The organism is Burkholderia sp. BCC1985 (assembly GCF_905339915.1).
Lineage (GTDB): Bacteria > Pseudomonadota > Gammaproteobacteria > Burkholderiales > Burkholderiaceae > Burkholderia.
In genome coordinates this window covers 1-21,915 of the sequence record NZ_CAJPGY010000069.1, presented here as the reverse complement: position 1 = coordinate 21,915, position 21,915 = coordinate 1, and the positions used below count along the sequence as shown (strand labels likewise).

Here is a 21,915-nt window from a genome sequence, read left to right as displayed (position 1 = left end):
TTCGTCCCTGCCTCTCGCCTCTCGCCTCTCGCCTCTCGCCTCTCGCCTCTCGCTTCTCGCTTCTCGCTTCTCGCTTCTCGCTTCTCGCTTCTCGCTTCTCGCTTCTCGCTTCCCGCTTCCCGCTTCCCGCTTCCCGCCTCCCCGCCTCCCCGCCGCGCAGCCCGCCGCGACGCATGCACCGTCGATGCGCATCGCGTCACGAAATCTTCATTCAATTCTCGGAGCGTACTGCCGTTAAAGTCGGGCGTCCCGTCGTCTCGGCCGCCCCCCCCTCCATGCCCGCGCCCCATCCCGACTCGCCCGCCACCCCCACCACCCGCCTGATCGCGGAACGCGCGCTCGCGGCCGTGTTCCAGCCGATCGTCGATCTCGGGTCGGGCACGGTCGTCGGTTACGAAGGCCTGATCCGCGGCCCGCGCGGCACCGACCTCGAGCCGCCGGCCGCACTGTTCGCGCAGGCCGCCCGCGACGGCACGACCGTCGCGCTCGAACAGGCGGCCGCGCGCACCTGCCTCGACGCATTCGCGGCGCTCGGCTGCGACGGCAAGCTGTTCCTCAACTTCAGCGCGGGCACGATCCTGCAACTCGCGCGCGAACGCGAGCGCGCGCGGCAACTGCTCGTGCGCGCGCGGATCGGCGCCGAGCGCATCGTGATCGAGCTGACCGAGCAGACCGCGCTGCCGGACGTCGCGCGCATCGGGCCGGCGGTCGCCTCGCTGCGCGACGCCGGCATCCAGTTCGCGCTCGACGACTACGGCACCGCGAACGCGAGCATGAACCTGTGGCTGCGCCTGCACCCGGATGTCGTGAAGATCGACCGCTTCTTCATCCACGACATCGCGCGCGATCCGCTCAAGTTCGAGGCGGTCAGGGCGATGCAGCACTTCGCGCAGGCAAGCGGCGCGCAACTGATCGCGGAAGGGATCGAGAACGAGTGCGACCTGCTCGTCGTGCGCGACATGGGCATCGGCTGCGTGCAGGGCTTCCTGCTCGGGCGGCCGGACGCGCAACCCTCGCCGGTCGTCGCGCCGGCCGCGCGCGACGCGATCCGCGCCCCGCACATCGCGGTGTTTCCCGGTGCAACCCGCGCCGTGCGGCCGGCCGGCACGATCGCGGCGAAGATGCTCGTCGCCGCGCCGGCGCTGCCGCGCGACGCGACCAGCAACGACGTGCTCGACCTGTTCAACCGGATGCCCGCGCTGCACGCGGTCGCACTCGTCGAACGCGGCAGGCCGGTCGCGCTCGTGAACCGGCGCGGCTTCATCGACCGCTTCGCGCTGCCGTACCACCGCGAAGTGTTCGGGAAGAAGCCGTGCCTGCAGTTCGCGAACGACGCGCCGCTGATGATCGACAACGCGACGACGGTCGAGCAGCTCGCGATGCTGCTCGCGAGCCACGACCAGCGCTACCTCGCGGACGGCTTCGTGATCACCGAACACGGCCGCTACGTCGGGCTCGGCACCGGCGAAAGCCTCGTGCGCGCGGTGACCGAAATGCGCATCGAGGCCGCGCGCTACGCGAATCCGCTGACGTTCCTGCCCGGCAACATCCCGATCAGCGCGCATATCGAGCGCCTGCTGGCGCGCGACGCCGGCTTCCACGCGTGCTACGTCGACCTGAACCAGTTCAAGCCGTTCAACGACCAGTACGGCTACTGGCAAGGCGACGAAGTGCTGAAGTTCGCGGCGACGGTGCTGGCCGGCGTGTGCGATCCGCAACGCGACTTTCTCGGGCACGTCGGCGGCGACGATTTCCTCGTGCTGTTCCAGCGCGACGACTGGCACGCGCGCGCGGCCGACGCGATCGCGCGCTTCAACGACGGCGCGCAGCGCTTCTACACGCAGGCCGACCGGCTGGCGGGCGGGCTGCGCGGCGAGGACCGTCAAGGCAACCCCGCGTTCTTCGGCTTCGTGACGATGGCGATCGGTGTGGTCGGCGTGCCGGCCGGCGCGAACGGCGCGATACGCTACGGCAGCGACGAGATCGCATCGGTCGCGGCGCTCGCGAAGCGGCGCGCGAAACAGCAGCCGGGCGGGCTCGCGGTCGTCGATCTGGACGCGGGCCGCGCGGCGCTGCGCGATCGCGGCGAGCCGCCACTCGCGGCGGCAGGCTGAGTGGCGGGCGGTTGCCGGTCGCAGGCAGGTCGCCAACCCGCCCGAGCGACGTTGCCGGTGCCGCGCCGGCCGGGCCGGGCCGCGCCCCGGCAAGCGCCGGCCGATCGCCCCGCCCGCCCCGTTCACGCCGGGCAGCGGAACGTGCCCGACGCTCCACCTGCCGGCACCGCCACATTCCGCGTGATCACCTTGCCTTTTCCGCGTTTTGTTTAGTATTTTTAGTAACGGCGTTTTCGCAGATTAGCTCGCAAAAACCTGCTATTTCCGGGTATTCCCCGGTTATCCGGCCCGAATTAGGCGCCGCGTTTACTATACAATCGCCGTCACCCTAAACAAACCGGATCCCGAACGATGGGCACCACCATTCGCGACGTAGCGCGGGCGGCAGAGGTCTCGATCGGCACCGTCTCCCGCGCGCTGAAAAACCAGCCGGGCCTGTCCGAAGCCACGCGAGCGCGCATCGTCGAGATCGCGCAGCGGCTCGGCTACGACCCGGCCCAGTTGCGACCGCGCATCCGCCGGCTCACCTTCCTGCTGCACCGCCAGCACAACCGCTTTCCCGCCAGCCCGTTCTTCTCGCACGTGCTGCACGGCGTCGAGGACGCGTGCCGCGAGCGCGGCATCGTGCCGACGCTGCTCACGGTCGGCCCGAACGACGACGTGCTGCGCCAGATGCGCCCGCACGCGCCCGACGCGATCGCGGTGGCCGGCTTCATCGAGCCCGAGACGATCGAGGCGCTCGCCGCGACCGGCCGGCCGCTCGTGCTGATCGACCTGTGGGCGCCCGGCCTGCGCTCGGTGAACATCGACAACGCGACGGGCGCGGCGCTCGCGATGCGTCACCTGCTCGCGATCGGCCGCTCGCGGATCGCGTTCATCGGCGGCTCGGCCGCGCACTACAGCATCGCGCAGCGCGCGATCGGCTACCGGCGCGCGTTCTTCGAGGCCGGGCGGCTGTTCGATCCCGCGTACGAAGTGACGATCGACGCCGGGCTCGACCCCGACACCGGCGCCGCGCGGGCGATGCAGCAGCTGCTCGACGCGCCGGGCCCGCGCCCGGACGCCGTGTTCGCGTACAACGACGCCGCCGCGCTGGCCGCGCAGCGCGTGTGCCTCGCGCGCGGCGTGCGGATTCCGGAAGACATCGCGATCGTCGGCTTCGACGACATCCCGGCCGCCGCGCACGCGAACCCGCCGCTCACGACGCTCGCCGTCGACAAGGAAGCGCTCGGCCGCCGCGGCGTCGAACTGCTGCTCGCGGAAGCCCCCGAGCGCACCGAGATCTCCCTGCCCGTCGAGCTGATCGTACGGGCCAGCAGCCAGCCCGCCGGCTCACCGGCGCTCGATACCGCCACGGTCACCGAATCATGAACATGCCCCCGGCCCAATCCCGCACGGCCACGCCGGCCAACCACACGCAAGCGGCACCGTTCGTCGCGAGCTTCCGCGATCCGTCGTTCCTGCTGTCGCACATCGAGGACACGCTGCGGTTCTACGCGACGAACGCGTTCGACCCGACGGGCGGCTTCCACCACTATTTCCGCGACGACGGCAGCGTCTACAACCGCACGTCGCGGCATCTGGTCAGCAGCTGCCGGTTCGTCTTCAACTACGCGATGGCGTACCGGCATTTCGGCGATCCGCGCCATCTCGACTACGCGCGCCACGGGCTGCGCTTCCTGCGCGACGCGCACTGGGACGAAGCGCTGCAAGGCTACGACTGGGAGCTCGACTGGCGCGACGGCACGAAGCACGCGACGCTCGACGGCACGCGCCATTGCTACGGGCTCGCGTTCGTGCTGCTGGCCGCCGCGCACGCGACGATGGCCGGCATCGACGAAGCGCGCGCGCTGATCGCGTCGACCTACGAGCTCGCCGAACACCGCTTCTGGGATGCGGCCGCCGGCCTCTACGCGGACGACGCGACGCCGAACTGGATCGTGTCGTCGTACCGCGGCCAGAACGCGAACATGCACATGACGGAAGCGCTGCTCGCGGCATACGAGGCGACCGGCCACCTCACCTACCTCGATCGCGCGGAAAAGCTCGCGACCCACATCACGCAGCGCCAGGCCGCGCTGTCGGGCGGCCTCGTGTGGGAGCACTACCACGCGGACTGGTCGGTCGACTGGGACTACAACAAGGAAGACAGCTCGAACATCTTCCGTCCGTGGGGCTTCCAGCCCGGGCACCAGACCGAATGGGCGAAGCTGCTGCTGATCCTGGAGCGGCACCGTCCGCTCGACTGGCTCGTGCCGCGCGCGGCCGAGCTGTTCGACGCGGCGCTCACGCACGCGTGGGACGCCGATCACGGCGGCCTCTGCTACGGCTTCGGCCCCGACTTCACGATCTGCGACCACAACAAGTATTTCTGGGTGCAGGCGGAGACCTTCGCGGCGGCCGCGATGCTCGGCGCGCGCACCGGCAGCGAGCGTTTCTGGGATTGGTACGACGAGATCTGGCGCTACAGCTGGGCGCATTTCGTCGATCACCGCTACGGCGCGTGGTACCGGATCCTCACCTGCGACAACCGCAAGTACAGCGACGAGAAAAGCCCGGCCGGCAAGACCGACTATCACACGATGGGCGCGTGCTACGACGTGCTCGCGACCCTCGCGCGCGCGGCGCGCAGCGAGCCGACGCAATGAGCGGCGGCACCTTTCCGGCCTTCGTGTCGGCGGGCGACATCCTGACCGACATGGTGCGCGCAGGCGACGCGCAGTGGACCTCGGTGCCGGGCGGCGCCGGCTGGAACGTCGCGCGCGCGGTCGCGCGGCTCGGCCTGCCGAGCGCGCTCGCGGGCGCGATCGGCGAGGACTGCTTCTCCGACGTGCTGTGGCGCACCAGCGAGGCCGCCGGGCTCGACCTGCGCTTCCTGCAGCGGGTCCCGCGTGCGCCGCTGCTGGCGATCGTCCACGAGACGCGGCCGCCCGCGTACTTCTTCATCGGCGAAGCGAGCGCGGACCTCGCGTTCGACCCGGCGCGGCTGCCGGCCGGCTGGGCCGGCCACGTGAAATGGGCGCACTTCGGCTGCATCAGCCTGGTGCGCGAGCCGCTCGCGGGCACGCTCGTCGCACTCGCGGCCGACCTGCACGCGCGCGGCGTGAAGATCAGCTTCGATCCGAACTACCGGAACCTGATGACGGCCGCGTACCGGCCGACGCTGGAGAAGATGGCCGCGCTCGCCGACCTGATCAAGGTCTCCGACGAGGACCTGCGCCACCTGTTCGGCGGCGACGGCCCCGACGCGGTCGCGGCGGTGCGCGCGCTGAATCCGCGCGCGGCAGTGCTCGTCACGCGCGGCGCGCAGGCGGCGACGCTGTACGCGGACGGCGACGTGCTCGAGGCCAGCCCGCCGCGCGTCGAGGTGGTCGACACCGTCGGCGCCGGCGACGCGTCGATCGGCGGCATGCTGTTCAGCCTGATGGCCGCGCCGCAGCGGTCGTGGCGCGAGCATCTCGCGTTCGCGCTCGCGGCGGGCGCCGCCGCATGCCGGCACACGGGCGCGCACGCGCCGACGCTCGACGAGGTCGTCGCGCTGCTCGAAGGGTGACGGGATGATGACGGCGCGCTGATCGGTCGCCGATATGCGGCGCTGTACATGCTGCGCCGCAGTGCTACGATGAAGTGTCCTATTGCGGGAGAGGCACGATGGACACGAACACGTTCACGAAGGGCATCTACACGGCCAAGGCGCATACGCAGCACGCCGCCAACGGACAGTTCCAGGGCTACGTGATCCTCGCCCGGGACGACGGCGACGAGACGGAGAACGTGCGCTACGACGTCCACACGACGAGTCCGAGCGAGGAAGAGGCGTTCGACGAGGCGAAGGCGCTCGCGCACCGGATCCTCGGCGAAATCGAGCTTTGACGCGCGAATCGTCATGCGCGATCCGTCGCGCGCCGAACCTTCACGCGCGCGCCGCGGCCGGACCGCGACGCGCCGCCGCATCCGGCACGGCTCAGAGCAGCCGCGCCACCACCGACACCAGCATCGTCAGCACCAGCGTCGACATGAACGGGAACGGATAACGCCGCCCGCCGAGCGTCAGCGTGACGTCGCCCGGCATCCGCCCGATGCCGAACTTGCCGAGCCACGGCCAGCAGCGCGTCAGGATCATCACCGCGACGAACGACGCCATCAGCCAGCGCAGCATCCCGTGCTCCGGTCAGAGCGCGTGCGAGCGGTCGCCGCGCGCGAACGCGTCGAGCGTGCCGTCGATGCCGCGCGAGAACGCGATCACCTTGAACAGCTCGCCCATCTCGGCTTCCGAGATCAGCTTCTGCACCGCGTTCGCAGCCGGCAGGAACTGGTGGATGTCGGACGGATCGATCGCGGCGAGCGCGTCGGTGATGCCCGCGTTCAACAGGAAACGCGCCTGCGACGTGTAGCCGAGCAGGTCAGCGCCGGTCGCGACGCCCGCGTCGTAGATGCCGGTGAATTCGACGTGCGCGGTGATGTCCTGCAGGCCCGGGTAAAGGAAGGCGTCGTCGTGCGCGTGGTGGCGGTAGTGGCACATCAGCGTGCCGCGGTCGCGCTGCGGGTGGTAGTACTCGTGCGCGGGGAAGCCGTAGTCGACCAGCAGCACCGCGCCGCGCCCGAGCATCGTGCACACGGTGCGCGTGAACGCCAGCGCGGCTTCATGTGTTTCGGTCACGTAGCCGTCGTCGACGTCGAGCGTCGCGAGCACCGGCGGCAGGCCGGCCGCGCCCACGGGCCGGTCGTCGAACACGAACGCGTGCCGCGCGTCGAGCGCGACGCCGCGCTCGCGCCACGCGCCGCCCGCCTTCGCGAAGAGGCGCACCGGCATCGCGTCGAGCACCTCGTTGCCGACCACGACGCCGTCGAAGCGCTCGGGCAGCGCGTCGAGCCAGCGTACTTTCCCCGCAAGCGCCGGCGCAGCCGCCGCGATCGTGTCGCGCTGCCGTTCGCGCAGTTCGCCGGACAGGTCGACGATCAGGTATTCGTCGAGCTCGACGCCGAGCGCATCGAGCGCCGCGAGCAGCCCGGCCGCGAGCTTGCCGGTGCCCGCGCCGAATTCCATCACGCGGCGCGTGCCGCTCGCCGCGAGCGCGTCGGCGACGGGATTCGCGAGCGTCTGCGCGAACAGCGGCGACAGCTCGGGGGCCGTGACGAAGTCGCTGCCGTCGTCGGCGCGGCGCCCGAACTTGCGCGCGCCGCCGCTGTAATAGCCGAGGCCGGGCGCGTACAGCGCGCGCTCCATGAAGCGGTCGAACGGCAGCCAGCCGCCGGCCGCCGCGATCTCGTCGCGCAGTTGCGCGGCGAGGGTTTCGGACTGCGCGAGCGCGTCAGGGCCGGGAGCAGGTAAACTAGCGGGTTCGTGAGCTTTCGGGTTCATCCCGGCATTGTAAATGACCGTTTCAGCCGATACGTCGCCCCCGCGCATCGCGCTCGTCGCGGGCGCGCTGGGCAGCGCGGCCGACGCCGCGTCGCTCGGTCGTGCGCTCGCGACCGGATTCGCGCAGCGCGGCTGGGACGTCGCGCTGCAGCGCAGCCCCGGCGCGCCGCGCGCGGCTGGCGACGCGCTGGTCGCCGAAGTCGCCGCACTGGGCCGCCGCGCGGCCGTGCTCGACGCCGATCTGGCCCTGGAAGCCGATGCGGCCGCGCTCGTCGCCGCATGCGGCGCGGCGCTCGGCCGGCCCGCCTGTGCGGTGTTCGTGAGCGCTTGCGCCGGCACCGACGACGCGCATACCGTGGACGGCGCGTCGCTCGCCGGCGCGCTCGCGCGCAACGTGACGGCGCCGCTCGCGCTGGCCCGCGCGCTCGCCGACGCGACGCCCGATGCCGCGCGCGACGACGAATCGCTGCGCGCCTGCGCGATTCACGTGCTGGATCAGGCCCTGTTTCACCCGGCGCCGGCGCAGCTGTCGCACGCGCTGATGCAGGCCGCGCTGAACCGCGCGACCTCGGCGCTCGCGCTGGCGCTCGCGCCAAAGGTGCGCGTCGCGGCGCTCGTGCGCGGCCACGCGCCGCACGCGAACGACATCGCGGCGGCGGCCTGCTATCTCGCGAGCGCGCCCGGCGTCACGGGCGCGACGCTGACCGTCGACGGCGGCGAGCACCTGGTGCCGCCCGCCGCCGGCCCGAATGACTGAACTGCGCGGAGCGCGCGGCCTGAACGCCGCCGCCCGCGCCGCTTTGCGTGCGTGCACGCCAATTTGACTGGGACGACCATGTTTTCCGCTCTCCTGCACCCCCGCCTCGCGGACTGCCGCAGGCTCTACCTGCGCGACTACGAGGTGCACATCAACATCGGGGCCTTCGAACACGAGAAGCGCGGCGAGCAGCGCGTCGTCATCAACATCGACCTGTTCGTGCCGCTCGCGCTGTCCACCCCCGTCGACGACCGGCTGCATGAAGTCGTCGACTACGACCTGATGAAGCAGAGCGTCGCGCAGTGCCTGGCGCGCGGCCACATCCACCTGCAGGAAACGCTGTGCGACGCGATCGCCGCGAACCTGCTGGCGCACGACACCGTGCGCGCGGTACGCGTCTGTACCGAGAAACCGGACGCCTATCCGGACTGCGACGCCGTCGGCGTCGAAGTCTTTCGCATCAAGGACGAGGAGCGCGCATGAACGCCCCCCACATGAATGACACGGCGGCCGATGGCGCCGCCATCGAAGCCACCGTCGCCGACACCGGCCGCCGCGCGCTGACGCGCCGCGAGCAGAAGGAAGCGTACGAGAACAACAAGCTGTTCAAGCGGATCGTGCGCCAGGTCGGCCAGGCGATCGGCGACTACAACATGATCGAGCAGGGCGACAAGGTGATGGTGTGCCTGTCGGGCGGCAAGGACAGCTACGCGATGCTCGACGTGCTGCTGCGCCTGCGCGAACGCGCGCCGATCGACTTCGATATCGTCGCGGTCAACCTCGACCAGAAGCAGCCGGGCTTCCCCGAGCACGTGCTGCCCGAGTACCTGACGCAGGCCGGCGTGCCGTTCCACATCGAGAACCAGGACACCTACAGCATCGTCAAGCGGCTCGTGCCCGAAGGCAAGACGACCTGCTCGCTGTGCTCGCGGCTGCGCCGCGGGATCCTTTACCGCGTGGCGGGCGAGCTCGGCGCGACCAAGATCGCGCTCGGCCACCACCGTGACGACATCCTGCAAACCTTGCTGCTCAACATGTTCTACGGCGGCAAGCTGAAGGGGATGCCGCCGAAGCTGCAGTCGGACGACGGCCGGAACGTCGTGATCCGTCCGCTCGCGTACGTGAAGGAAACCGATCTCGAGAAATACGCGGAGCTGCGCGAATTCCCGATCATCCCGTGCAACCTGTGCGGCAGCCAGCCGAACCTGAAGCGCGCGGAAATGAAGGCGCTGATCCGCGAATGGGACAAGCGCTTCCCGGGCCGCGTCGACAACATGTTCAGCGCGCTCGCGAACGTCGTGCCGTCGCACCTGATGGATACGACCCAGTTCCCGTTCGCGTCGCTGCGCGCGACCGGAGAAGCCGATCCGCAGGGCGACATCGCGTTCGACGAGGAGCCGTGCGCGTCCGGAGAAGACACCGCCGTGCCGGGGGCCGCGAAACCGATCTCGATCGTCCAGTTCGACGACCTGTAAGCAGGGTCGAACATCGCCGGAACGGGGCCGGGGCGCGCTCTGCTCCGGCACTGTCGCCCCGTCGCGACAGGCCCGGAACGCCAGGGGCCGCATGCTAAAATGGACGGCTTCGAACTCCTCTGACAAGCTGGCGCCATGAATATCGTGATTTTGGCGGCAGGCACCGGCAAGCGCATGCGTTCCGCGCTGCCGAAAGTGCTCCATCCCCTGGCCGGCAGGCCGCTCCTCTCCCACGTCATCGCCACCGCGCGCACGCTGCAGCCGTCGCGGCTCGTCGTCGTCGTCGGTCATGGCGCCGAGCAGGTCCAGGCCGCCGTCGCCGCGCCCGACGTCCAGTTCGCGGTACAGGCCGAGCAGCTCGGCACCGGCCACGCGGTGCGCCAGGCGCTGCCGCTGCTCGATCCCGCGCAACCGACGCTGGTGCTGTACGGCGACGTGCCGCTCACCCGCGCGTCGACGCTGCGGCGTCTGGTCGACGCCGCGCGCGAGGGCCGCTACGGGATTCTGACGGTCACGCTCGACGATCCGACCGGCTACGGCCGCATCGTGCGCGACGCGTCCGGCTTCGTCACGCGCATCGTCGAGCAGAAGGATGCGTCGCCCGAGCAACTGAAGATCGCCGAGATCAACACCGGCATCATCGTCACGCCGACGGCCCAGCTGTCGATGTGGCTCGGCGCGCTGAAGAACGAGAACGCGCAGGGCGAGTACTACCTGACCGACGTCGTCGAGCTCGCGATCGAGGCCGGCTTCGAGATCGTCACGGCGCAGCCCGACGAGGACTGGGAAACGCTCGGCGTGAACAGCAAGGCGCAGCTCGCGGAACTCGAGCGCATCCATCAGCGCAACGTCGCCGATGCGCTGCTCGTCGACGGCGTCACGCTCGCCGATCCGGCGCGCCTCGACGTGCGCGGCACGCTCCGGTGCGGCCGCGACGTGTCGATCGACGTGAACTGCGTGTTCGAAGGCAACGTGACGCTCGCCGACAACGTGACGATCGGCGCGAACTGCGTGATCCGCAACGCGTCGATCGGCGCGGGCACGCGCATCGACGCGTTCACGCACATCGACGGCGCCGAACTCGGCGCGAACACCGTGATCGGCCCGTACGCGCGGCTGCGCCCGGGCGCGCAGCTCGCGGACGAAGCGCACGTCGGCAACTTCGTCGAGGTGAAGAACGCGGTGATCGGCCACGGTTCGAAGGCGAACCACCTGACCTACATCGGCGACGCCGACATCGGTGCGCGCGTGAACATCGGCGCCGGCACGATCACCTGCAACTACGACGGCGCGAACAAGTTCCGCACCGTGATCGAGGACGACGTGTTCGTCGGCTCGGACACGCAGCTCGTCGCGCCGGTGCGCGTTGGCCGCGGCGTGACGATCGCGGCCGGCACGACGATCTGGAAGGACGTCGCCGAGGGCGTCCTCGCATTGAACGAGAAGACGCAGACCGCGAAAAGCGGCTACGTCCGACCGGTCAAGAAGAAGAGCTGAACCTTTTGCGGGCGCCCGAACGGCGCCCGCGTCGACTTACAGGATTGACCATTCATGTGCGGCATTGTCGGCGCAGTTGCGCAGCGTAATATCGTTCCGGTGCTGATCGAAGGATTGCGGCGCCTCGAATACCGTGGCTATGACTCGTGCGGCGTCGCCGTGCTCGAGCCGGATGCGCCGAAGCGCGCGCGCAGCGTCGCGCGCGTCGCCGATCTCGACGCGCAGGTGCAGGAATCGCACCTCGCAGGCACGACCGGCGTCGCGCATACGCGCTGGGCGACGCACGGCGCGCCCGTCACGCACAACGCGCACCCGATCTTCTCGTCGAACGCGCTCGCGCTGGTGCACAACGGCATCATCGAGAACTTCGAGACGCTGCGTGACGCGCTGCGCGCGAAGGGCTACGAATTCGTGTCGCAGACCGACACCGAAGTGATCGCGCACCTCGTGCACAGCCTGTATCGCGGCGACCTGTTCGAGGCCGTGCGCGAAGCCGTGCAGCAGCTGCACGGCGCGTATGCGATCGCGGTGACCCACAAGGACCAGCCGCACATCGTTGTCGGCGCGCGCCAGGGTTCGCCGCTCGTCGTCGGCCACGGCGACGGCGAGAACTTCCTCGCCTCCGACGCGCTGGCGCTGGCCGGCAGCACCGACCATTTCACGTTCCTCGAGGAAGGCGACGTGTGCGAGCTGTCGCTCGACGGCGTGAAGATCGTCGACCGCCACGGCGCGCTCGCGCAGCGCGAGATCCGCGTGGTCAGCGCATACGGCGGCGCGGTCGAGCTGGGCCCGTATCGCCACTTCATGCAGAAGGAAATCTTCGAGCAGCCGCGCGCGATCAGCGACACGGTGCCGCAAACCGAAGCGTTCGACGCAACGCTGTTCGGCGACGCGGCGCCCGCCGCGTTCGCAGACATCGACAGCCTGCTGATCCTCGCGTGCGGCACGAGCTACTACTCGGGCCTCACCGCGAAGTACTGGCTCGAATCGATCGCGAAGATTCCGACCCAGGTCGAGATCGCGAGCGAATACCGCTACCGCGAGTCGGTGCCGAACCCGCGCCAGCTGGTGCTGGTGATCTCGCAGTCGGGCGAGACGGCCGACACGCTCGCCGCGCTCAAGCACGCGCAGTCGCTCGGCCACACGCACACGCTCGCCGTGTGCAACGTCGCGACGAGCGCGATGGTGCGCCTCACCGAGATGCAGTTCCTCACGCACGCAGGCACCGAGATCGGCGTCGCGTCGACCAAGGCATTCACGACCCAGCTCGTCGCGCTGTTCGTGCTGGCCGCGACGCTCGGCAAGCTGCGCGGGCACGTCGACGCCGCGCAGGAAGCGCAATTCCTGAAGGAGCTGCGCCACCTGCCGGCCGCGCTGAACAGCGTGCTCGCGCTCGAGCCGCAGATCATCGCGTGGTCGGAGGAATTCGCGCGCAAGGAAAACGCGCTGTTCCTCGGCCGCGGGCTGCACTACCCGATCGCGCTCGAAGGCGCGCTGAAGCTGAAGGAAATCTCGTACATCCACGCCGAGGCCTATCCGGCCGGCGAACTGAAGCACGGCCCGCTCGCGCTCGTCACGGAAGCGATGCCGGTCGTCACGGTCGCGCCGAACGACACGCTGCTCGAGAAGCTGAAGTCGAACATGCAGGAAGTGCGCGCGCGCGGCGGCGAGCTGTACGTGTTCGCGGATGCCGACACGCAGATCGTCAACGACGACGGCCTGCACGTGATCCGGATGCCGGAACACTACGGCCAGCTGTCGCCGATCCTGCACGTCGTGCCGCTGCAGCTGCTCGCGTATCACACCGCGTGCGCGCGCGGCACCGACGTCGACAAGCCGCGCAACCTCGCGAAGTCGGTGACGGTGGAGTAACGCCGGCCCGTCCGGGCTGCGTATCGGCGGGAAGCAGGCCATTCGGCCAGGTCGAAATATGTACCACGTAGTGGTATATAATCCTGTGCTGACTCGACTGGCTCGACATGTCTGCTTCCGTACGACGCGTATTCAAGACGAAGTGGTTTCACAAGGCAGCAGGAAAAGCGGGAATCGCCGATGGCGAACTGTGCCGCGCGGTGCGCGAGCTGGCGCGGGGCCAGGGTGTCGATCTCGGCGGCAACGTCTGGAAAAAGCGCCTGGACGGAAATCGGCAGCGCGGCATCGTGCTCGGCAAGCTCGGGCATACGTGGGTGTTCGTGTTCCTGTTCGCGAAGCGCGACCGTGACGACATCGATGCTCGCGAACTGCGCGCCTTCAAAAAGCTCGCTGCGGACGTCGGTCGGCGCACCGACGTCGACATCGCGACACTGGTCGCACTGAACGAGTGGGTGGAGATTTGCAATGGCTAAGAGCCGATTCAAGAGCGACGCGACGGAGGCGGTCCACAGCGCCGCGTCGGGCCTCTATCGCGCACGGCTGATCGACAAGAAGACGATGCGCGAATACGACGCACTATGCATCGAAGCGGCGCCGAAGTTCGATCCGGAAGAAATTGCCCGCATCCGCAAGTCGGTCAACGTCAGCCAGAGCGTGTTCGCGCTCTACCTGAACACGACGACGTCGACGATCCGCCAATGGGAACAGGGCGACAAGCGGCCGAGCGGCATCGCCGCGCGCATGCTGCAGATCGTCGAGAAGCACGGGCTCGAGGTATTTTCCTGAACCGCGTTCCCCGAACGCCGATGAGCGGCCGCCGCCCCGGGCACCGCAACACGACGCAAGCCGCAAGCAAGATGACGGAGAGACCATGGTAAGACTGTTTGGATGCGGATTGCTGGCGCTGAGCTTCGCGTCGACGGGCTGGGCGACCGAGCACTACGTCGAAGTCTGGAACCCGCCCGAGGCGCGCGTGCCGGCGGCACGTACGCCGACCCCGCGCGCGGCCGCCGACGCGCATGCCGGCAACAAGACCGCGGAAAAGCACGCGAGCGTGCAGCCGAAGGTCGCCGTCAAGCCGCACAAGCGCCGCGTCGCACAAGCCGTGAAAACCGCGCCGCATCGACCGACCGCCGCGACGGTCGATGCGCCCGCCGCGCCGCGCCCCGTCGCGCAGCCCGCGCCGGGCCGGCTCACCGTGATGCAGCCGACCGTGCCCGACACGCCGCACGCACTCGGCTACTCCGATATCCCGCGGCAATACACGCCGGACGGCAACGTGCTGCGCGTCGGCGCGAGCCGCCGTTCCGCGGAGGTGACGCGATAATGGAAGCGCAGACCTATCACGGCTACCAGATCTGGGGCCATTCGATCCTGCAGCAAGACGAAATCCTGCAGCCCGAGCGCTTCGCGGCGAGCGGCACGATCACGCAGAACAACCGGCTCGTCGAAGCGTCGGGCGTGCTCGGCGTGTTCGATACCGAGGACGAAGCGCGCGAAGCGGGGCTCGAATGGGCCCGCGCGTGGATCGACAGCCATCGCTGAAGGGCCCGCGCGGCGGCGCGCGAACCGTCAACGCAAGTAACAAGGGGCGTCCACGACGCCCCTTTTTGCATTCGGCCCAGCCCGCTCAGGCGACGGGCCGCGGCGGCGGCACGACCGTCCGGGGCCGGCCGACGAGCCGCGCGAGCACGACGATCGCAACCAGCGTGACCACGTACGCGGCGATCTGGATCCCCGCCGGACGCGCGGTATAGCCGATCAACGTATGCAGCGCCTTGCCGACTATGCTCGTTTCCTTGAGCAGCCACGAGGTATCCCAGACCGCGTCGCCCCACGACGGCACGAGGCCCGCGGCAAGCAGGAAGCCGACGCACTGGCTCGCCATCCCTGCCGCGAGCAGCACGATCAGCGCATTGGTGACGGAAAACAGGCGCTTGAGCGGAATCTGCAGCAGGCCCGCATACATCGCATAACCGAGCCCGGCGCCGCCCAGCACGCCGAGCAGCCCGCCGACGATCATCTGCGGCGTCTGTCCCGGATCGCCCGCCGCGATGCCGTACAGGAACAGCACGGCCTCGGAGCCTTCGCGCAATACCGCGACGCCGACCACGATCCCGAGCCCCGTGAGCGGCCGGCTGCCGGCCGCGACGGCCCGCCCGACCTCGCCCATGTGCAGCGCCATCTCGCGGCCGTGGCGGCTCATCCAGATGCAATGCCACGCGAGCATCAGCGTCGCGACGAACATCACGCCCGCGTTGAAGACTTCCTGCCCCATGCCGGATGCCCACTGCGAGATCACGTCGGCGAACGCGGCGATCAGGCCGGCGCCGATCACGCCGCCGACGAGCCCGCCGCCGACCCACCAGCCGCGCCGCGGCACGCCATTCGTGGCGGCCATCACGATCGAGACCACCAGCGCGGCCTCGAGCACTTCACGAAAGACGATCAGGGCAGTAGACAGCATGGCGATATCCGCTTACTTGACGGTCAGGTGCGTCTTCGACTGCGCTTCGTGATACTCGTCGTGGAACTCGTAGGTGCCGGCCTTCAGCGGCCCGACGAGGATCTCGACCGACTTGCCGGCCGGCACGACCTTCTCTGCCTTGAAATCGTCGCTTTCGAATTCCGCAGGCGTCGCGTCGAGATTCTTCACGACGAACTTCACCTTCTTGCCGGCCGGAATCGTCACGCCGTCGGGCGAGAACTTGTGGTCCTTCAGGGTCAGGTTGACGACGTCGTCGGCAGCGAAGGCGGACGTTGCCGATGCGCCCAGCAGGGCCAGTGCGAAACCGAAAGCGAAGCGATTCATATGGGTAACGAAATGAAATATCGAGGGGGAACCGATAGTAAGATCGATTCGCATTTCCCTCTCGAAGTACCCTTACTAATGGCATGGGCATCGGGCGTCGTCGACGCGACACACGCCTTGTCGTGCAAGGCTCCGCCAGATTTCGCCGACAATGCGCGACCGTCAATCGGGAAAAATTCCGACTGACGTACATCGGCGCATTACGATTCGTCTGACTTCAACTTTACAAACAGCTTCCACGATGCCGAACGCGACGAATCGCTTGACCTTCCCACCATGGCAAGCTTCATGCTGGCGACGTTTGTGAATCGCCACCCAACCCAGGAGAACACGATGGAATTCGAAGTCCAGGACATGACCTGCGGCGGCTGCGCCAACGCCATCACGCGTGCCGTGACGGCAGTCGACCCCGCTGCGAAGCTCGACATCGACGTGGCCGCGAAGACGGTCAAGGTCGAATCGGCGCAAGGCGCCGAACGCGTGCAGTCGATCATCGAAGCCGCGGGCTTTCACCCGGCGCTGCGCACGGCTTGACGCGCGCATGCGCAGCACGGGCGCGGCGCCCGTCGGCACCGCGCCCGCACACCGGCCGCGTCAGCGCAGCCGGATCAGCGTCGACTTCAGTTCGGTGTACTTCTCGAGCGCATGCAGCGACTTGTCGCGGCCGTTGCCCGACTGCTTGTAGCCGCCGAACGGGAAGTTCATGTCGCCGCCTTCGTCGTAGCAGTTCACCCACACCGTGCCCGCCCGCAGCCGGCGCGACACGTCGTGCGCGGTCGTCAGGTCCGACGTCCACACCGCCGCCGCCAGCCCGTACTCGGTATCGTTCGCGATCCGCACCGCCTCGTCGACATCGTCGAACACGATCACCGACAGCACGGGACCGAAGATCTCCTCGCGCGCGATCTTCGCATCGGGCTTCACCTCGAACACCGTCGGCTCGACGTAGAAGCCGCCCGTCTCCGCCTTCACGCGCGCACCGCCCGTGACGAGCGTGCCTTCCTTGCGCCCGGCGTCGATGTAGCCGAGCACGCGCTCGAGCTGGATGCCGTCGACGATCGCGCCCATCGATACCGACGGATCGAGCGGGTTGCCCGGCACGTACGCACGCGCGGCGGCGACCAGCTTCTCGATGAACGCGTCCTTGATGTCGCGATGCACGAGCAGGCGCGAGCCGGCCGTGCACATCTCGCCCATGTTGTAGAAGATCGCGCCGGCCGCGGCCTGCGCGGCGCGGTCGAGATCCGGGCAATCGGGCAGCACGATGTTCGGCGACTTGCCGCCGAGTTCGAGCCATGCGCGCTTCAGGTTCGACTGCGCGGCGTACTGCATGATCAGCTTGCCGACTGCCGTGGAGCCGGTGAACGCGATGCAGTCGACGTCGCGATGCAGCGCGAGCAGCTTGCCCGGTTCGCCCGCGCCCGGCACGACGTTGAACACGCCGGCCGGGATGCCGGCCTCGTACGCGAGCTGCGCGACGCGGATCGCGGTCAGCGGCGATTTCTCCGACGGTTTCAGCACGACGCTGTTGCCGGCCGCGAGCGCCGGGCCGAACTTCCATGCGGCCATCAGGATCGGGAAGTTCCACGGCACGACGGCCGCGACCACGCCGACCGGCTCGCGCGTGACGAGACCGACGAGATGATGGTCGGCCGGCGCGACTTCGCCGCCGACCTTGTCGATCGCCTCGGCGAACCACTCGACGCAATACGCGGCGCCCGGCACGTCGACCGTCGTCGTGTCGCCGATCGGCTTGCCGGCGTCGAGCGTCTCGAGCAGCGAAAGCTCGTCGAGATGCTCGCGCATCAGTGCGGCCCAGCGCAGCAGCACGGCCTTGCGCGCGCGCGGGTTCAGTCCGGCCCACACGCCGGCGTCGAACGCGCGGCGGGCGGCCGCGACGGCGGCGTTCACGTCGGCCTCGCCGCAATCGGCCACCTTCGCGAGCACGCGGCCGTCGATCGGGCTCACGCAGTCGAACGTCTTGCCGCCGTGCGCGTCGCGCGACGCGCCGTCGATGAATGCGCGCCCCTCGATCTCGAGCGACGCCGCCTTGTCCTGCCAGTCAGCCAAAGTCAACTTGTTCATTCAGGATGCCTCAACGGTTGTGGCATTCGCGCTGCGGCACGCCGTGCAACGGCAACGCTGCCGGCGGTGGCGAATGCGGTGATGCGCGGTCAGAAGGTGGCCGGCGAATTGGCCGACACGACCTCGCAGAGCTGTTCCGCGCTGGGATTGCGAAAACGGTGCGGCAAACGGCTTTCGAAGTAGTAGCCGTCTCCGGGGTCGAGCAGCCAGGTCGCGCCGTCGACGGTGAGCTCGAGCCGGCCCGACACGACCACGCCACCCTCGTGCCCCGCGTGCACGAGCATCTCGGGCCCCGTATCGGCGAGCGGCTGGTAGACCTCGCGCATGATGCACATGTTGCGGTCCTTCACGCCCGCGCCGACGAGGTGAAACGCGAGCGCGTCGTTGCCGAGGTTCGGCATCTCGTCACGTCGCGACACGACCGAGCGCGATTCGACCAGCTCGAACGTGAAGAACTCCGCGAGACTCATCGGGATGCATTCGAGCAGTTTCTTCAGCGAGCCGACCGACGGGCTCACGCGCCCCTGTTCGATCAGCGAGATCGTGCCGTTGGTCACGCCGGCCCGCTTCGCGAGTTCGCGCTGCGACAGGCCATGCTTGTTGCGCACGAAACGCAGGCGCTCGGCGACTTCGGTGGACATCGATTCGGTTTCGGACACGATAGAAGTGCGGTGAAAAAGTGAAACGACGCGTTGGACAGCATTGAGCAGCCGTTGAATATTCTAATCACTTTATGCCGCACATCAGCGGGGAAAACCCTGAAAGGCGTTCGAAATAATGAACACCTCGCGCGTCATTCCATTTACGAATATTTTGTTCGCAGTGCCTCGGGAAAGCCCTGACACGAGACCGTCAAAAAACATTTGACGCCGTTTTTGGCTCGTATATGCTGGCTCTCAGGTCAGCGTCATTGGCCATTCATCGGCACCGAAAAACGTTATTGCAACGTAAAAATTGATGCCCATCAATGTAAATGACGCAGGCCGGGCACCTTGATTATTTTAAACGCCTCGCGCGCCGAAACGATCAGGTGTTCAATACTTTCAACAAACCAGTCGAGTGTAATCGTGAGAGTCCGTGGCCCTCTGGTGAGGTGGGATCGAGGCGATGTGCGAAGTTTGCGCAGCGCTGCTCCCGCTTCCGATGGCAGTTGCGGCTGGCATAGTCCTCGCCTGCTGCATCTGTCGATCTACACCATCCTGTCCCGTCGTTCCGTTCGCCGTCACAACGCCGTTTCCGCACGCGCGTTCGTGGCCGTCGATACCGACGAAGTCGCGTCGCTGCTGCCATAGCGCCTCTCCTCCTTTTCTCGTCGTTCGTTTCAACTGCCTGTTCGTCAGCCGCGTCGTCTGCGCGGTGACGGAACGCGTTCGCGCATTCATTGCCGCGTCGCACGGCACAACGAAACGAACGATGGCCTGACCGTCGCGCGCAGCGCGGATCGCCATGCGAACCCGTTGCGCCCATTCACCAGCGGCCTTGCGCGTTTCGCGAGACTGCGGGGTCGTGTCGCGCCTGCATTTTGCGGTTTTCTCGCGTCATGCACGCAACGGCCCTACGGACAACTGATTGACGTCATGGAAAGGAAACCCCTCGTCGGCATCACCGCCGACTTCACGCAGATCGGCGCACATGCGTCGCACACGGTCGGCGACAAGTACGTCGCGGCGATCGTCGACGGCGCACACGCGCTCGCGATGGTGGTGCCCGCGCTCGGCGATCGCCAGTCGGTCGACGACGTGCTCGCCACGGTCGACGGCCTGTTGTTTACCGGCAGCTATTCGAACGTCGAGCCGCACCTGTATGGCGGCGAGCCGAGCGCGCCCGGCACGAAGCACGATCCCGCACGCGACGCGACGACGCTGCCGCTGCTGCGCGCGGCGATCGTCGCGGGCGTGCCCGTGCTGGCCGTGTGCCGCGGCTTCCAGGAGCTGAACGTCGTTTGCGGCGGCACGCTGCATCAGCGCGTGCACGACGTGCCGGGCCTCGCCGATCACCGCGAGGACGACGACGCGCCGATGGACACGCAATACGGCCCCGCGCACGTCGTGCGCCTGACGCCCGGCGGCGTGCTGCACACGCTCGCCGGCGGCCGCGACGACGTGCACGTGAACTCGCTGCACAAGCAGGGCATCGCGCAGCTCGGTTCCGGCCTCGCCGTCGAAGCCGTCGCGCCGGACGGCCTGATCGAGGCCGTCAGCGTCGTCGATGCCCCGGCCTTCGCCCTCGCCGTGCAGTGGCACCCGGAATGGCGGCATGCGCATGACCCGCTGTCGAGCGCGATCTTCCGCGCCTTCGGCGACGCCTGCCGCGCGCGCCGCGACGCCCGCACACGTGCCACGGCCGCCGCCGCGCTCGCCTGAGCGCGCCGACCCACATAACGAGAACAGACATGCAAGACATCGAAGACTTTCTGAAGCAGCACCGGATCACCGAGATCGAAGCGATCATTCCCGACATGGCCGGCATCGCGCGCGGCAAGATCACGCCGCGCAACAAGTTCACGTCCGGCGAATCGATGCGGCTGCCGCAGGCCGTGATGGTGCAGACCGTCACCGGCGACTATCCGGAAGACGGCTCGCTGACCGGCGTGACCGATCCCGACATGGTGTGCGTGCCCGACACGTCGACCATTCGCCTGATCCCGTGGGCCGTCGATCCGACCGCGCAGGTGATCCACGACTGCGTGCACTTCGACGGCTCGCCGGTCGAGATCTCGCCGCGCTACGTGCTGCGCCGCGTGCTCGACCTCTACAAGGCGAAGGGCTGGAAGCCGGTCGTCGCGCCGGAGCTCGAGTTCTACCTGGTCGACATGAACAAGGACCCGGACCTGCCGCTGCGTCCGCCGGTCGGCCGCACGGGCCGCCCCGAGACGGGACGCCAGTCGTATTCGATCGAGGCGGTCAACGAGTTCGACCCGCTGTTCGAGGACATCTACGAGTACTGCGAAGCGCAGAACCTCGACATCGACACGCTGATCCACGAAGTCGGCGCCGCGCAGATGGAGATCAACTTCATGCACGGCGACGCGCTGTCGCTGGCCGACCAGGTGTTCCTGTTCAAGCGCACGGTGCGCGAGGCCGCGTTGCGCCACAACATGTACTCGACCTTCATGGCCAAGCCGATGGAAAACGAGCCGGGCTCGGCGATGCACGTGCACCAGAGCATCGTCGACGAGGAAACGGGCCGCAACCTGTTCACGTCGCCGGAAACGGGCGGCGCGACCTCGCTGTTCTACAACTACCTCGCGGGGCTGCAGAAGTACACGCCCGCCCTGATGCCGATCTTCGCGCCGTACATCAACTCGTATCGCCGGCTGTCGCGCTTCATGGCCGCGCCGATCAACGTGCAGTGGGGCTACGACAACCGCACGGTCGGCTTCCGCATCCCGCACTCGGGCCCGGCCGCGCGCCGCATCGAGAACCGGATTCCGGGCGTCGACTGCAACCCGTACCTCGCGCTCGCGGCGACGCTCGCGGCCGGCTATCTCGGCATGACGCAGCGTCTCGAGCCGACCGAACCGCTCGTCAGCGACGGCTACGAGCTGCCGTACCAGCTGCCGCGCAACCTCGAGGAAGGGCTCACGCTGATGGCCGCGTGCGAGCCGCTCGGCGAGATTCTCGGCCACAAGTTCCTGAAGGCGTATTTCGCGCTGAAGGAAACCGAATACGAAGCGTTCTTCCGCGTGATCAGTTCGTGGGAACGCCGCCATCTGCTGCTGCACGTCTGAGCGTGCACACGACCGAATACGGAATCACGGAGGAAACATGACGTACCGCAACGAATCTGCCTGGATCCAGCCGGCCGCGCCGGCCACCGCACCGCGCACGACGCAGGCACGCTCGACCGCCGAATACCGCGCGCTCGACGCCGCGCACCACATCCATCCCTTCTCGGACATGGGTGCGCTCAATCGCGCGGGCAGCCGCGTGATCGTAAAA

24 protein-coding genes and 1 pseudogene are annotated in these 21,915 nt (G+C 68.4%); 19 read left to right on the top strand and 6 right to left on the bottom strand.

What is annotated here, in order from left to right; genetic code table 11:
- Positions 1-275: 275 nt before the first annotated feature.
- The 5 genes from U4Z31_RS35225 (at position 276) to U4Z31_RS35205 (ending at position 5,987) form a co-directional block, all read left to right on the top strand.
- A complete protein-coding gene (locus U4Z31_RS35225; protein ID WP_321812804.1) occupies positions 276-2,114 on the top strand; it encodes an EAL domain-containing protein in 1,839 nt (612 codons plus the stop codon).
- A 351-nt stretch (positions 2,115-2,465) separates the two neighbouring features.
- Positions 2,466-3,485 carry a LacI family DNA-binding transcriptional regulator gene (locus tag U4Z31_RS35220; protein WP_044846144.1) on the top strand — a complete coding sequence of 340 codons (1,020 nt, stop codon included), beginning with the start codon at positions 2,466-2,468 and terminating at the stop codon, positions 3,483-3,485.
- Positions 3,482-4,762, top strand: coding sequence for an AGE family epimerase/isomerase (locus U4Z31_RS35215; protein WP_124571765.1), 1,281 nt, complete (start codon positions 3,482-3,484; stop codon positions 4,760-4,762). Before U4Z31_RS35220 ends, U4Z31_RS35215 begins: the two co-directional genes overlap by 4 nt.
- On the top strand, positions 4,759-5,667 hold the full coding sequence (locus tag U4Z31_RS35210) for a carbohydrate kinase (protein ID WP_321800559.1): 909 nt from the start codon (positions 4,759-4,761) through the stop codon (positions 5,665-5,667). The genes U4Z31_RS35215 and U4Z31_RS35210 overlap by 4 nt, the downstream gene beginning before the upstream one ends.
- 98 nt (positions 5,668-5,765) lie before the next feature.
- Complete coding sequence (locus tag U4Z31_RS35205) at positions 5,766-5,987, top strand: hypothetical protein (protein ID WP_044849082.1); 222 nt, start codon at positions 5,766-5,768, stop codon at positions 5,985-5,987.
- Positions 5,988-6,078: 91 nt separating this feature from the next.
- On the opposite strand, the gene U4Z31_RS35200 is transcribed toward U4Z31_RS35205, so the two are convergent.
- Positions 6,079-6,273 carry a DUF2905 domain-containing protein gene (locus tag U4Z31_RS35200; RefSeq protein WP_044849083.1) on the bottom strand — a complete coding sequence of 65 codons (195 nt, stop codon included), beginning with the start codon at positions 6,271-6,273 and terminating at the stop codon, positions 6,079-6,081.
- 12 nt (positions 6,274-6,285) lie between these two features.
- Positions 6,286-7,476, bottom strand: a complete 1,191-nt coding sequence (locus U4Z31_RS35195; protein ID WP_124520617.1) for a class I SAM-dependent methyltransferase — start codon at positions 7,474-7,476, stop codon at positions 6,286-6,288.
- 13 nt (positions 7,477-7,489) lie between these two features.
- On the opposite strand from U4Z31_RS35195, the gene U4Z31_RS35190 reads away from it, so the two are divergent.
- The 9 genes from U4Z31_RS35190 to U4Z31_RS35150 all read left to right on the top strand — a co-directional run bounded on the left by U4Z31_RS35190 (position 7,490) and on the right by U4Z31_RS35150 (position 14,622).
- Positions 7,490-8,233 (top strand): SDR family oxidoreductase, encoded by a 744-nt coding sequence (locus U4Z31_RS35190; protein ID WP_044849085.1) that lies wholly within the window; start codon positions 7,490-7,492, stop codon positions 8,231-8,233.
- 78 nt (positions 8,234-8,311) lie between these two features.
- Positions 8,312-8,716 carry a dihydroneopterin aldolase gene (locus U4Z31_RS35185; RefSeq protein ID WP_044849086.1) on the top strand — a complete coding sequence of 135 codons (405 nt, stop codon included), beginning with the start codon at positions 8,312-8,314 and terminating at the stop codon, positions 8,714-8,716.
- Positions 8,713-9,708, top strand: a complete 996-nt coding sequence (gene ttcA / locus U4Z31_RS35180) for a tRNA 2-thiocytidine(32) synthetase TtcA (protein ID WP_321812803.1) — start codon at positions 8,713-8,715, stop codon at positions 9,706-9,708. The genes U4Z31_RS35185 and ttcA overlap by 4 nt, the downstream gene beginning before the upstream one ends.
- Positions 9,709-9,843: 135 nt before the next feature.
- Positions 9,844-11,205, top strand: a complete 1,362-nt coding sequence (gene glmU / locus U4Z31_RS35175; RefSeq protein WP_124616045.1) for a bifunctional UDP-N-acetylglucosamine diphosphorylase/glucosamine-1-phosphate N-acetyltransferase GlmU — start codon at positions 9,844-9,846, stop codon at positions 11,203-11,205.
- A gap of 54 nt (positions 11,206-11,259) precedes the next feature.
- Positions 11,260-13,077, top strand: coding sequence for a glutamine--fructose-6-phosphate transaminase (isomerizing) (gene glmS / locus U4Z31_RS35170; protein WP_321800548.1), 1,818 nt, complete (start codon positions 11,260-11,262; stop codon positions 13,075-13,077).
- A 107-nt stretch (positions 13,078-13,184) separates the two neighbouring features.
- Positions 13,185-13,550 (top strand): type II toxin-antitoxin system RelE/ParE family toxin, encoded by a 366-nt coding sequence (locus tag U4Z31_RS35165; protein ID WP_257773477.1) that lies wholly within the window; start codon positions 13,185-13,187, stop codon positions 13,548-13,550.
- On the top strand, positions 13,543-13,863 hold the full coding sequence (locus U4Z31_RS35160) for a DNA-binding transcriptional regulator (protein WP_321800544.1): 321 nt from the start codon (positions 13,543-13,545) through the stop codon (positions 13,861-13,863). Before U4Z31_RS35165 ends, U4Z31_RS35160 begins: the two co-directional genes overlap by 8 nt.
- A gap of 85 nt (positions 13,864-13,948) precedes the next feature.
- Positions 13,949-14,404, top strand: a complete 456-nt coding sequence (locus U4Z31_RS35155; RefSeq protein ID WP_044849092.1) for a hypothetical protein — start codon at positions 13,949-13,951, stop codon at positions 14,402-14,404.
- On the top strand, positions 14,404-14,622 hold the full coding sequence (locus tag U4Z31_RS35150) for a hypothetical protein (protein ID WP_040142345.1): 219 nt from the start codon (positions 14,404-14,406) through the stop codon (positions 14,620-14,622). Before U4Z31_RS35155 ends, U4Z31_RS35150 begins: the two co-directional genes overlap by 1 nt.
- Before the next feature lie 85 nt (positions 14,623-14,707).
- On the opposite strand, the gene U4Z31_RS35145 is transcribed toward U4Z31_RS35150, so the two are convergent.
- Together U4Z31_RS35145 and U4Z31_RS35140 are read right to left on the bottom strand one after the other, a co-directional pair.
- Entirely contained in the window at positions 14,708-15,544 is an 837-nt protein-coding gene (locus tag U4Z31_RS35145; protein ID WP_321812802.1) for an FTR1 family iron permease, read from the bottom strand.
- Positions 15,545-15,556: 12 nt separating this feature from the next.
- Positions 15,557-15,889, bottom strand: coding sequence for a cupredoxin domain-containing protein (locus U4Z31_RS35140; protein WP_011353437.1), 333 nt, complete (start codon positions 15,887-15,889; stop codon positions 15,557-15,559).
- A gap of 333 nt (positions 15,890-16,222) precedes the next feature.
- Between U4Z31_RS35140 and U4Z31_RS35135 the strand changes: the two genes are divergently transcribed.
- A complete protein-coding gene (locus U4Z31_RS35135; RefSeq protein ID WP_321800770.1) occupies positions 16,223-16,423 on the top strand; it encodes a heavy-metal-associated domain-containing protein in 201 nt (66 codons plus the stop codon).
- Positions 16,424-16,483: 60 nt separating this feature from the next.
- On the opposite strand, the gene U4Z31_RS35130 is transcribed toward U4Z31_RS35135, so the two are convergent.
- Entirely contained in the window at positions 16,484-17,974 is a 1,491-nt protein-coding gene (locus U4Z31_RS35130; protein ID WP_044849095.1) for an aldehyde dehydrogenase, read from the bottom strand.
- A gap of 89 nt (positions 17,975-18,063) precedes the next feature.
- Positions 18,064-18,615: a cupin domain-containing protein gene (locus U4Z31_RS35125; protein WP_044849101.1), complete on the bottom strand. Its 552-nt coding sequence runs from the start codon at positions 18,613-18,615 to the stop codon at positions 18,064-18,066.
- 468 nt (positions 18,616-19,083) lie between these two features.
- On the opposite strand from U4Z31_RS35125, the gene U4Z31_RS35120 reads away from it, so the two are divergent.
- The 4 genes and pseudogenes from U4Z31_RS35120 to U4Z31_RS35105 all read left to right on the top strand — a co-directional run.
- Complete coding sequence (locus U4Z31_RS35120) at positions 19,084-19,266, top strand: hypothetical protein (RefSeq protein ID WP_006402789.1); 183 nt, start codon at positions 19,084-19,086, stop codon at positions 19,264-19,266.
- Positions 19,267-19,551: 285 nt separating this feature from the next.
- Positions 19,552-20,337: a gamma-glutamyl-gamma-aminobutyrate hydrolase family protein gene (locus U4Z31_RS35115; RefSeq protein ID WP_321812801.1), complete on the top strand. Its 786-nt coding sequence runs from the start codon at positions 19,552-19,554 to the stop codon at positions 20,335-20,337.
- Positions 20,338-20,366: 29 nt separating this feature from the next.
- The gene (locus U4Z31_RS35110; protein WP_044849097.1) at positions 20,367-21,704 is read left to right on the top strand and encodes a glutamine synthetase family protein; all 1,338 of its coding nucleotides are present in this window, start codon (positions 20,367-20,369) and stop codon (positions 21,702-21,704) included.
- Positions 21,705-21,741: 37 nt separating this feature from the next.
- Positions 21,742-21,915 (top strand): annotated as a pseudogene (locus U4Z31_RS35105) (aspartate aminotransferase family protein); the annotation flags it as partial.

Excerpts from the sequence above, each read along its gene's own strand:
- U4Z31_RS35225 (WP_321812804.1), top strand. The coding sequence starts at position 276 with ATGCCCGCGCCCCATCCCGACTCGCCCGCCACCCCCACCACCCGCCTG.
- U4Z31_RS35220 (WP_044846144.1), top strand. The coding sequence starts at position 2,466 with ATGGGCACCACCATTCGCGACGTAGCGCGGGCGGCAGAGGTCTCGATC.
- U4Z31_RS35215 (WP_124571765.1), top strand. The coding sequence starts at position 3,482 with ATGAACATGCCCCCGGCCCAATCCCGCACGGCCACGCCGGCCAACCAC.
- U4Z31_RS35210 (WP_321800559.1), top strand. The coding sequence starts at position 4,759 with ATGAGCGGCGGCACCTTTCCGGCCTTCGTGTCGGCGGGCGACATCCTG.
- U4Z31_RS35205 (WP_044849082.1), top strand. The coding sequence starts at position 5,766 with ATGGACACGAACACGTTCACGAAGGGCATCTACACGGCCAAGGCGCAT.
- U4Z31_RS35200 (WP_044849083.1), bottom strand. The coding sequence starts at position 6,273 with ATGCTGCGCTGGCTGATGGCGTCGTTCGTCGCGGTGATGATCCTGACG.
- U4Z31_RS35195 (WP_124520617.1), bottom strand. The coding sequence starts at position 7,476 with ATGAACCCGAAAGCTCACGAACCCGCTAGTTTACCTGCTCCCGGCCCT.
- U4Z31_RS35190 (WP_044849085.1), top strand. The coding sequence starts at position 7,490 with ATGACCGTTTCAGCCGATACGTCGCCCCCGCGCATCGCGCTCGTCGCG.
- U4Z31_RS35185 (WP_044849086.1), top strand. The coding sequence starts at position 8,312 with ATGTTTTCCGCTCTCCTGCACCCCCGCCTCGCGGACTGCCGCAGGCTC.
- ttcA (WP_321812803.1), top strand. The coding sequence starts at position 8,713 with ATGAACGCCCCCCACATGAATGACACGGCGGCCGATGGCGCCGCCATC.
- glmU (WP_124616045.1), top strand. The coding sequence starts at position 9,844 with ATGAATATCGTGATTTTGGCGGCAGGCACCGGCAAGCGCATGCGTTCC.
- glmS (WP_321800548.1), top strand. The coding sequence starts at position 11,260 with ATGTGCGGCATTGTCGGCGCAGTTGCGCAGCGTAATATCGTTCCGGTG.
- U4Z31_RS35165 (WP_257773477.1), top strand. The coding sequence starts at position 13,185 with ATGTCTGCTTCCGTACGACGCGTATTCAAGACGAAGTGGTTTCACAAG.
- U4Z31_RS35160 (WP_321800544.1), top strand. The coding sequence starts at position 13,543 with ATGGCTAAGAGCCGATTCAAGAGCGACGCGACGGAGGCGGTCCACAGC.
- U4Z31_RS35155 (WP_044849092.1), top strand. The coding sequence starts at position 13,949 with ATGGTAAGACTGTTTGGATGCGGATTGCTGGCGCTGAGCTTCGCGTCG.
- U4Z31_RS35150 (WP_040142345.1), top strand. The coding sequence starts at position 14,404 with ATGGAAGCGCAGACCTATCACGGCTACCAGATCTGGGGCCATTCGATC.
- U4Z31_RS35145 (WP_321812802.1), bottom strand. The coding sequence starts at position 15,544 with ATGCTGTCTACTGCCCTGATCGTCTTTCGTGAAGTGCTCGAGGCCGCG.
- U4Z31_RS35140 (WP_011353437.1), bottom strand. The coding sequence starts at position 15,889 with ATGAATCGCTTCGCTTTCGGTTTCGCACTGGCCCTGCTGGGCGCATCG.
- U4Z31_RS35135 (WP_321800770.1), top strand. The coding sequence starts at position 16,223 with ATGGAATTCGAAGTCCAGGACATGACCTGCGGCGGCTGCGCCAACGCC.
- U4Z31_RS35130 (WP_044849095.1), bottom strand. The coding sequence starts at position 17,974 with ATGAACAAGTTGACTTTGGCTGACTGGCAGGACAAGGCGGCGTCGCTC.
- U4Z31_RS35125 (WP_044849101.1), bottom strand. The coding sequence starts at position 18,615 with ATGTCCACCGAAGTCGCCGAGCGCCTGCGTTTCGTGCGCAACAAGCAT.
- U4Z31_RS35115 (WP_321812801.1), top strand. The coding sequence starts at position 19,552 with ATGGAAAGGAAACCCCTCGTCGGCATCACCGCCGACTTCACGCAGATC.
- U4Z31_RS35110 (WP_044849097.1), top strand. The coding sequence starts at position 20,367 with ATGCAAGACATCGAAGACTTTCTGAAGCAGCACCGGATCACCGAGATC.